The 9,280-nt window shown below is 72.0% G+C and carries 10 protein-coding genes and 1 tRNA gene; 3 read left to right on the top strand and 8 right to left on the bottom strand.

Annotation, left to right across the window (positions count from 1 at the left end):
• The 7 genes from B277_RS13790 to B277_RS13760 all read right to left on the bottom strand — a co-directional run.
• Positions 1-549, bottom strand: a 549-nt coding sequence (locus tag B277_RS13790; protein ID WP_007929306.1) for a Nif3-like dinuclear metal center hexameric protein, incomplete at its 3' end; no start/stop codon positions are given.
• Position 550: 1 nt separating this feature from the next.
• A tRNA-Val gene (locus B277_RS13785) sits at positions 551-623 on the bottom strand.
• Between the two features lie 48 nt (positions 624-671).
• A complete protein-coding gene (locus B277_RS13780) occupies positions 672-1,646 on the bottom strand; it encodes an isopenicillin N synthase family dioxygenase (protein ID WP_007929305.1) in 975 nt (324 codons plus the stop codon).
• A gap of 11 nt (positions 1,647-1,657) precedes the next feature.
• Positions 1,658-2,152, bottom strand: a complete 495-nt coding sequence (locus tag B277_RS13775; RefSeq protein WP_040881671.1) for a peroxiredoxin — start codon at positions 2,150-2,152, stop codon at positions 1,658-1,660.
• 17 nt (positions 2,153-2,169) lie between these two features.
• On the bottom strand, positions 2,170-2,640 hold the full coding sequence (locus B277_RS13770) for a DUF3052 domain-containing protein (RefSeq protein WP_128276711.1): 471 nt from the start codon (positions 2,638-2,640) through the stop codon (positions 2,170-2,172).
• Positions 2,637-4,088 (bottom strand): PH domain-containing protein, encoded by a 1,452-nt coding sequence (locus B277_RS13765; protein WP_007929302.1) that lies wholly within the window; start codon positions 4,086-4,088, stop codon positions 2,637-2,639. The genes B277_RS13770 and B277_RS13765 overlap by 4 nt, the downstream gene beginning before the upstream one ends.
• Entirely contained in the window at positions 4,085-4,567 is a 483-nt protein-coding gene (locus B277_RS13760) for a PH domain-containing protein (protein WP_238539412.1), read from the bottom strand. Before B277_RS13760 ends, B277_RS13765 begins: the two co-directional genes overlap by 4 nt.
• 103 nt (positions 4,568-4,670) lie before the next feature.
• Between B277_RS13760 and fdhD the strand changes: the two genes are divergently transcribed.
• From fdhD to B277_RS13745, 3 genes are all read left to right on the top strand, one after another.
• Positions 4,671-5,558, top strand: a complete 888-nt coding sequence (gene fdhD / locus B277_RS13755) for a formate dehydrogenase accessory sulfurtransferase FdhD (RefSeq protein WP_040881669.1) — start codon at positions 4,671-4,673, stop codon at positions 5,556-5,558.
• A gap of 74 nt (positions 5,559-5,632) precedes the next feature.
• Positions 5,633-8,425, top strand: coding sequence for a pyruvate dehydrogenase (acetyl-transferring), homodimeric type (gene aceE / locus B277_RS13750; protein ID WP_007929297.1), 2,793 nt, complete (start codon positions 5,633-5,635; stop codon positions 8,423-8,425).
• 53 nt (positions 8,426-8,478) lie between these two features.
• Positions 8,479-9,081 carry an MOSC domain-containing protein gene (locus B277_RS13745; protein WP_007929295.1) on the top strand — a complete coding sequence of 201 codons (603 nt, stop codon included), beginning with the start codon at positions 8,479-8,481 and terminating at the stop codon, positions 9,079-9,081.
• 48 nt (positions 9,082-9,129) lie between these two features.
• Here the strand turns inward: B277_RS13745 and B277_RS19595 are convergent, their stop codons facing one another.
• The gene (locus tag B277_RS19595) at positions 9,130-9,261 is read right to left on the bottom strand and encodes a hypothetical protein (protein ID WP_272948424.1); all 132 of its coding nucleotides are present in this window, start codon (positions 9,259-9,261) and stop codon (positions 9,130-9,132) included.
• Positions 9,262-9,280 lie beyond the last annotated feature (19 nt).

Raw genomic sequence — 9,280 nt, 5'->3', positions numbered from 1 at the left:
GCCGAGCAGGGCGACGCGGCGCACCGGCGCCTCTGCCGGCCCGGCGACCCGGATGCCCGCCGGGGCCGAAGGGAGTGCCGCCGCCAGTCGCGCAGCGAAGTCCGCGAGGGTCACCGGCTCGTCGAGGTCACCGACCCGTCCCATGGGCCGGTCCTCCTCGGTGCTCAGCGGCTCGGTACTCGCCAGGCCGCACGCGGCGGCGAGCGCGGTGTTGACCCCGGGCTCGGCGACGTCGGCGTTGGTGTGGGCGACGTAGAGCGCGACGTCGCCGACGACGAGGGAGGTGATGGCGGCCCCCTTCGCGCTCGTCGTGGCGACGGAGTGCACGCCGCGCAGGAGGAGGGGGTGGTGGGTGATGAGCAGGTCGGCGCCGGCGTCACGGGCCTGCGCGATGACCTCGAGGGTCGGGTCGACGGCCGCGTGGATGCGCCGCACGGGTTGCTCAGGGTCACCGGTCACCAGGCCGACGCGGTCCCAGGACTGCGCCGAGTCCTGGGGGTAGAGCCCCTCGAGGACCGTCAGCACGTCGCGCAGTCGGATGGAGGTCATGTGGGCCCGGCCGGGCTCGAACCGACGACACCCGCGGTGTAAACGCGGTGCTCTACCAACTGAGCTACAGGCCCCGAGCGCCTACGGCGCCGGGGTCATCATGACAGGCCGCGGCCCGCGTCTCAGACGCGACGCGCGTCCTCGATGAGGTTGATCTCGTAGAGGACGAGGTCGAGGGCGTCGGCGGCGCTGATCGGCGAGAAGAGCTGCGGCGTCTGCTCGGTGACCGTCGACACGAGCGGGCTGAGGACGGTCCACGGCGTCGGGTGGGTGAACTGGACGACGGAGTAGCGGTCGCCCTCCTGCCCCGGCGCGGCGACGACCCGGTGGATGCCGGGCTCGATGACGCCATTGGTCACGACCTCGAGCATGAGGCCGGTGTTGATGATCGCGCCACCCTCGGGGGCGATGGCGTCGATCCACTCGCCGGAGTCCTTCAGGCGCACCTGCAGTCCGGCCGCGGTCGCCCGGGGCAGCGCGGTGATGAGGTTGATGTCGGCGTGCTCGGCCGCCCACACGTGCGGGGCCTCCGGGGCCGACTCCATCGCCGGGTAGTGGATGGCGCGCGAGAGCGTCGGACCGTCGACGAGCATCTTCTCGAAGTAGTCGGGGTGGGCTCCGACACCGGTCGCGATGATCCGCAGGACCCGTCGCTGCAGGTCGGCGACCGAGCGGTGGAAGGCGGTGAGCGTCTCGGTGATGCCCGGCACCGCCGACTCCGGCAGCACCGGGTCGTGGTAGCGGTGCGGGTAGCGCGTGCGCAGCGGGTGCCCGGCCGGGATGGAGGGACCCCAGTTGAGCATCTCCTTCCAGTCCGCGACGTCGGCGGTGGCGGCGGTCTCGACGAGCAGGCCGGTGTAGCCGGTCTGGCCGTGCGTGCCCGGGGCGACGAACTGCTCCTTGACCTCGCGCTCGGCGGTGAAGAACTCCTCGAGCATCCCGTAGGCGCTGTCGATGAGGTCCTCGGAGAGGTCGTGCTTGACGTAGACGAAGCCCGTCTCGAGGGAGGTCATCAGACCGTCGACGACGGCGCGTGCCCGCTCACCGTCCCCGGACTCGAAGGCCAGCAGGTCCACCTCGAGGATGTTGTCGCTCATGACGACCGAGGCTACCCGCCCGAGGGCCCCCGGGAGTCCACGATGCGGGACAGCGCCTCGTGGTAGCCGGTGAAGTCCCGGGCCCGGCCGGCGGGGTTGACGAGCGACCATGCAACCCGCCCGTCGGGGCCGACGAGGAAGGTCCCGCGCTCGGCCTTGCCAGCCTGCTCGTCGAGGACGCCGTAGGCCCGGGCGACCTCGCCGTGCGGCCAGAAGTCCGACAGCAGCGGGAAGAAGTAGCCCTCCCGGTCGGCCCACGCGCGCAGGCTGAACATCGGGTCGCACGAGATCGCCATCGTCGTGACGTCAGGCGACTCGAAGCGCCCGAGGTCGTCGCGGATCTCACCGAGCTCGCCCGTGCAGATGCCCGAGAAGGCGAAGGGGTAGAAGACGAGCAGGACACTGCGTCGGCCCGCGTGCTCGCGCAGCGACACGTCCCTGCCGTTGTGGTCACGCAGGGTGAAGTCGGGGGCGATCTCCCCCACGGCGACGGGCTGACGGCTCATGCCGGCAGTGTGCCGGATCAGGCGACGCCCTTGCGCGCGGCCAGGCGCGTCGCGACCCAGTGCTCGGAGCACATGACATTGCCCGAGGTGTGCAGCCCCGCGGTCGTGGCCGCCTCGTCGACCTCGCTCGGGTCGACCTCCTCCGGCTGGCCGGGGCGCGGCGTGAGCAGGACGATCGAGGACCCCTCGGCGAGGGTGCCCAGGGTGTCGACGAGCGCGTCGGTGAGGTCACCGTCGCCGTCGCGCCACCAGAGGATCACGGCGTCGACGACACCCGTGTAGCTCTCGTCCTCTATGGGGTCGCCGACGACGTCCTCGATCGCGAGGCGCAGGGCCTCGTCGACGTCGTCATCCCAGCCGTACTCCTGGACGATCTGCTCCTTGGTGAAGCCCAACTTGGCCACGGCGTCCCGGGCGATGTCGTCGCCCTGCTCCGTCGACTCCCCCGTCACGACCGTGGTCCCTTCTCCTGCTCGCTGCTGATTCATCCGTCACAGTCCACCGTGTCCGGCCCCGTGACGCAAGCAGGCCCGCCCGATCGGCCCCGTCGTGCTGGGCTCGCGTGCTGCTCGGCGAGGGCTCGCAGCCGCTCGGCACCCGCCCGGTCGAGGTGCTGCACCCGGGGGCTCACCGGCCCGACCGTGCTCACGACCTCGACGCTCGCGAGGTCCAGCCGCTGCGAGATCGGCCCCTGCGTCACGGTCAGCGACTGGATCCGCCTCCAGGGAACGATCTGCAGCGTGTGGTCGAGCCAGCCGGAGCGCGTAAGCAGGGCCCGCTGCCCGGCGAGGTAGCCGATGCGACGTCGGGCGAAGGGGTGGACCCACCGGCTCCGCCCGGGGAGACCGACGAAGCCCTCGGGGGTCCCGGCGACGAGCGAGCCGGCCTCGGCCGTGGTCTGCGGGTCGCCCGTGACGACCTCGAGCAGGCGCAGGACCTCCGTGGTCGTGGCCACGGGCACGAGCACGGTGTCCGTCGACTCCGACGCCGAGCCGATCTCGGCGCCGGCGACGTTGACCTTGAGCGACCACCACCCGGGGCGACGCCACAGCCAGGGCTGCTCGATCGCGACGGCCTGCACCCGGTGCAGGGGCACCGACGAGGTCCGGGTGTCGGTGAGGCCCCGCTGGCTCGTCAGGGTCAGCGGGCCGCGCAGCCCGATCGTCAGACCCCACCAGCGCGTCAGGCGCATGAGTGCCCGGCCCGCCCCGATGACGGCCGCGGGGGCGAGACCACCGATCACCGCACCCAGCCCGAGCACGGACAGCACGAGCGCGACGAGCAGGAGGAGCGCGACGAAGATCGCCTCGCCGCCGAGCAGCACCGAGGCGACGATCCGTGCCGGTGGGACCACGAGCAGGGGCGCCCCCTCCGTCGGCGCGGCGGCGGCGACCGTCCGCTCGGGGTGCGGGGCGCTCCCTTCGTCGGCGGGGACCTCGGAGCCGGACTCGTGGGCCAGCCCGAGCAGGCGCTGCCGCACGGCATCGGCCTCGCCCATCCGCAGGTAGGCGATCGACAGGTGGGAGTCGCCGCCGCCGGCCGACTCGACGCGCACCTCCGACAGCCCGAAGAGCCGGGCGAGCAGCGGACGGACGACGTCGACGGCCTGGATCCGGTCGTAGCGCACCTGACGGTGCTGCCGGAAGATCGCGCCCGTGCGCATCTCGATGCTGTCGCCGCCGATCCGGTACCGCGTGAACCACCAGGACAGCAGACCGATGCCGATGGCGCCGAGTACGACGAGCGCGAGGACGCCGAGCTGGACCAGCCCGACGCCGAAGGCCCCTCCCTCGGCATCCGGCCCGAGCGAACCGGCGACCCGGTCGAACTGCTGCGACAGGACGTAGCCGAGGAAGCCCAGGACGATGAGCCCGCCACGGATGAAGGGCGAGACCGGGTGCACCCGGACGAAGTCAGTGGTCGGGGTCTGGCTCACAGCCCGGCCCGCTGGGCGTCGCCACGAGCGGCCAGCCGCACCCGCAGCTCCTCCGCGACCTCGGCCGGCAGCCCCGGGATGTCCCCGGAGCTGGTCGGCGAGGCCGTGTGCACGGTGATGTCGGCCATCCCCTTCGCTCGCTTGTACGGACCGGAGGACAGGTCGACGTACTGGATCCGCCCGTAGGGGATCGTCACGAGCCTCCGCCAGAGCCGACCCTTGCGGATCGCCAGCTCCTCCGGCAGCTCGGCCCAGGTGATCGCGCGCACCTGCACGCCGACGAGCCACATGAGCCAGGCCCACAGCAGCAGGAGCACCACGGCGCCGGCAGCGACCCAGGTCCACGTGAAGGCCGCCGCGACGGCGCAGGCCACGGCGAGCGGCAGCAGGACCGCCGACGCACTGACCCGTCGCACCTGCACGAGCGCGGGCGAGACGGGGCGCCAGTCCGCGCCGGCGTCACCACGCAGGGGCAGCACGGCCGGGAGGCGAAGGGGGCGGGGTCGGCTGGTCGTCCACGGGTCCATGACACCAGACGCCTCCGTAGGCTGACCGGGTGGTCAACGGACGTGGAGGTGCCCGGTGGGACGGATAACGCGACGGCTGCGGGTGCAGCGGCTGGGCCCGTCGGCGGCCTCACGGATCGAGTCGGTCGTCGTCGAGGAGCCGCTGGAGATCCGGGTCGCTGCGCTGCCCGAGCGGGCGCTGGCCGCCGGGGGCGCCCCGAGCGAGCTGCGGCCGCCGTCGCAGACCGTGACGACGACGATGCGTCTGCCGGGTGACGACTTCGACCTCGCGCTCGGCCACCTCGTCGCCGAGGGTCTCGTCGGCGACGGCGCCGACATCGCGACGATGATGCACTGCACCGACGTCGGGCCCGACGGCTCGCCGACCTTCAACGTCGTCGAGGTGACCCTCGCGGCGGGCGTCTCGCTGCGACGACCGGTCACCGAGCGCACCGAGGTCGCGACGAGCGCGTGCGGCGTGTGCGGGTCTGCCTCGGTCGACGACCTGATCGAGACCCTGCCCCACTCCCCCTCCGACGACGACGTGCGCATCGGGCTCGACGTGGTCCACGCGGGCGTGGCGGCGATGCGGGAGCGGCAGAAGGTCTTCGCCGCCACCGGCGGGGTCCACGCGGCCGCGCTGCTCGACCCGGAGGGCACGGTGCTCGTCGTCCGCGAGGACATCGGCCGGCACAACGCCGTCGACAAGGTCATCGGGTGGGCTGCCCGCGAAGGGCGTCTCCCCCTGCGCGGGCACGCCCTCGTCGTCTCGTCCCGGGCCGGCTTCGAGATCGCGCAGAAGGCAGCGGTCGCCGGGGTCCCCGTGCTCGCCTGCGTGTCGGCCGCGACCACCTTGGCCGTCGAGGTCGCCGAGCGCTCCGGCCTGACGCTGCTCGGTTTCGTCCGCGAGGACCGCGCCACCGTCTACGCGCACCCGTGCCGCGTGACGACACCCGGTTTGTGACGCGCGACACGGGCACGAGATAGTGGGTGTGTCCGCCGTCACCTCTGGCGGACCATCTTGCGAAAGGACGACCCGTGCCCGGCTCGGCAGACCACCTCAGCGACGGCCCCATCCTCAACGGCATCCCGACCCACCTCCCGGACATCGACGCCGAGGAGACGGCGGAGTGGCTCGAGTCCATCGACCACCTCATCGACGAGTCCGGCAGGGAGCGCGCTCGCTACGTCATGCTGCGCCTGCTCGAGCGCGCCCGGATGAAGAACGTCGGAGTCCCCTCGCTGACGACGACGGACTACGTCAACACCATCGCCCCCAAGGACGAGCCGTGGTACCCGGGTGACGAGGAGGTCGAGCGCCGCTACCGCGCCTGGATCCGCTGGAATGCCGCGATCCAGGTCCACCGCGCCCAGCGCCCCGGGGTCGGCGTCGGCGGGCACATCTCCTCCTACGCCTCGGCGGCGACCCTCTACGAGGTGGGCTTCAACCACTTCTGGCGCGGCAAGGACCACCCGGGCGGTGGCGACCAGATCTTCTTCCAGGGCCACGCCTCCCCCGGCATGTACGCCCGCGCCTTCCTCGAGGGGCGCCTCAACGAGGAGCAGATGGACGGCTTCCGCCAGGAGGCGGCCCAGCTCGCCGGGCAGGGCACGACCGGCATGCCCTCCTACCCGCACCCGCGCCTCATGCCCGACTTCTGGGAGTTCCCCACGGTGTCGATGGGCATCGGGCCGATGAATGCGATCTACCAGGCGCAGTTCAACAAGTACCTGCACAACCGCGGCATCAAGGACACCTCCCAGCAGCACGTCTGGGCCTTCCTCGGCGACGGGGAGATGGACGAGCCGGAGAGCCGTGGCCTGCTGCAGACGGCGGCCTTCGAGGAGCTGGACAACCTCACCTTCGTCGTCAACTGCAACCTGCAGCGGCTCGACGGCCCCGTCCGCGGCAACGGCAAGATCATCCAGGAGCTCGAGGCGCAGTTCCGCGGCGCCGGGTGGAATGTCATCAAGGTCGTCTGGGGTCGGGGCTGGGACCCACTGCTCGCGGCCGACCGCGACGGCGCCCTCGTCAACCTCATGAACCAGACGCCCGACGGCGACTACCAGACCTTCCGCGCCAACGACGGCGCCTACGTCCGGGACAACTTCTTCAACCGCGACCCGCGCACCCGCAAGCTCGTCGCGGACTGGTCCGACGAGGACGTGTGGTGGAAGCTCAAGCGCGGTGGCCACGACTACAACAAGGTCTACGCCGCCTACCGCGCCGCGATGGAGCACACCGGCCAGCCGACGGTCATCCTCGCCAAGACGATCAAGGGCTACGGCCTCGGCACCCACTTCGCCGGGCGCAACGCGACCCACCAGATGAAGAAGCTCACGCTCGACGACCTCAAGGGGTTGCGCGACGGGCTGAAGATCCCGATCACCGACGAGCAGCTCGAGGCCGACCCGTACCTGCCGCCGTACTACCACCCCGGCGAGGACGACGAGGCGATCCAGTACATGCGCGAGCGCCGCAGCAAGCTGGGCGGCGGACTGCCCTCGCGACGGGTCGAGTACACCGCGCCGGAGCTTCCGGCCGACGACAAGTACGCCCAGATGACCAAGGGTTCGGGCAAGCAGGAGATCGCCACGACGATGGCCTGGGTCCGTCTGCTCAAGGACCTCATGCGGGAGAAGGGCTTCGGCGAGCGGATCGTGCCGATCATCCCCGACGAGGCGCGCACCTTCGGGATGGACTCCTTCTTCCCCACCAAGAAGATCTACAACCCGCACGGGCAGAACTACACCTCGGTCGACGCCGACCTCATGCTCGCCTACCGCGAGTCCGAGCAGGGCCAGATCATCCACACGGGCATCAACGAGGCCGGTTCGGTCGCGGCCTTCACCGCGGTGGCGACGAGCTACGCGACGCACGGCGAGCCGATGATCCCCGTCTACATCTTCTACTCGATGTTCGGCTTCCAGCGCACCGGCGACAGCATCTGGGCGGCGGCCGACCAGATGTCCCGCGGCTTCATGCTCGGCGCGACCGCCGGCCGCACGACGCTCACCGGCGAGGGCCTGCAGCACGCCGACGGCCACTCGCCGCTGCTCGCAGCGACCAACCCGGCCGTCGTCACCTGGGACCCGGCCTACGGCTTCGAGATCGCGCACATCATGCGCCGGGGGCTGGAGCAGATGTACGGCGGCGACGCCCCGCAGAGCGACCCCAGCCGCAATGTCATCTACTACCTCACTCTCTACAACGAGCCGATCGTCCAGCCCCAGCAGCCCGAGGGCATCGACGTCGACGCCCTGCTCAAGGGCATGTACCGCTACCGGGCGGGCGACGACTCCGGTCTGGGCGGCACTCCCCCGCGCTGCCAGCTGCTCGCGAGCGGCGTCGGCATGGCGTGGGCCCTCGAGGCGCAGCAGCTGCTGCGCGACGACTGGGGTGTCGTCGCCGACGTGTGGTCGGTGACGAGCTGGAGCGAGCTGCGCCGCGAGGCCATGGCCTGCGACGAGGAGCGCTTCCTCCACCCCGACCAGGAGCGGCGGACCCCCTTCGTCACGCAGGCGCTGGAGGGCGCGGTCGGCCCGGTCGTCGCCGTCTCGGACTACATGAAGCAGGTGCAGGACCAGATCCGCCCGTGGGTCCCAGAGGAGTACTCGGCCCTGGGCACCGACGGCTTCGGCTTCTCCGACACCCGCGCGGCGGCGCGGCGCTACTTCCACGTCGACGGGCCGTCGATGGCGGTGCGGGCCCTGCAGATGCTCGCCGACCGCGGGTGGGTCGCCGAGGACGTCCCGGCGCAGGCCGCGGAGCGCTACCGCCTGCTCGAGATCGGGGCCGGGACCTCCGGCAATGCCGGAGGCGACGCCTGACGGTGTGACCCCGCCGGCCGGAGGGGGCGCACTTGCCGTGGGAGGATCCCGGCATGGGCGCCCCCTTCGTCGTCGCGGTGAGCCGGGACGAGACGCATCGCTTCAGCAAGGTGCCGCGCGAGGCGATCGAGCTCGTCGCCGGTCTCGGCGTGCGCGGTGACGCCCACGCGGGCACCCGCGTCCAGCACCGCTCCCGGGTGCGCCGCGACCCCGACCAGCCCAACCTGCGACAGGTCCACCTCATCCAGGACGACCTCATCGACGAGGCTCGTGCCGCCGGACACGACGTCGGTCCCGGCACCCTCGGGGACAACGTCCTCACCCACGACATCGACCTGCTCGCGCTGCCCGAGGGCACGCGGCTGCGTCTCGGCGAGGCCGTCGTGCGGCTCACCGGGCTGCGCAACCCGTGCCGGCAGATCGACGAGTACTCGCGCGGGCTGCTCAAGCTCGTCGCGCGAAGGGTCGACGGGGTCGCCTCCGACTCCGACGTGGAGCTCGGGCCGACCGGGGGCGTGCAGAGCCTCGACGGGGTCGGCATCGTGCGCCGCGCGGGCGTCATGGCCGTCGTCGAGGTCGGCGGTCTCGTCCGACCCGACGACCCCATCCGTGTCGAGCTGCCCGAGCCACCGCACGCACCCCTCACGCCGGTCTGACCGCGCTGAGGGCCCGGCCCGCCCCGGTGGGCGCCTCACCGGCCGAGGTCAGCGGGTGCGCAGGGCGACGAGGTCGGCCAGCGCCGCCTGCGCCTCGCAGGCGCAGGTGACGGCGTAAGGGAAGGCGATGCGCACGTCGCGGCGGCAGGCCCCGACGTACTCGCGCAGCACGAGAACCATGCACGAAGGGAGGGTCGCA

Source organism: Janibacter hoylei PVAS-1 (assembly GCF_000297495.1).
Lineage (GTDB): Bacteria > Actinomycetota > Actinomycetes > Actinomycetales > Dermatophilaceae > Janibacter > Janibacter hoylei.
This window is presented reverse-complemented; position numbering and strand designations above follow the sequence as displayed.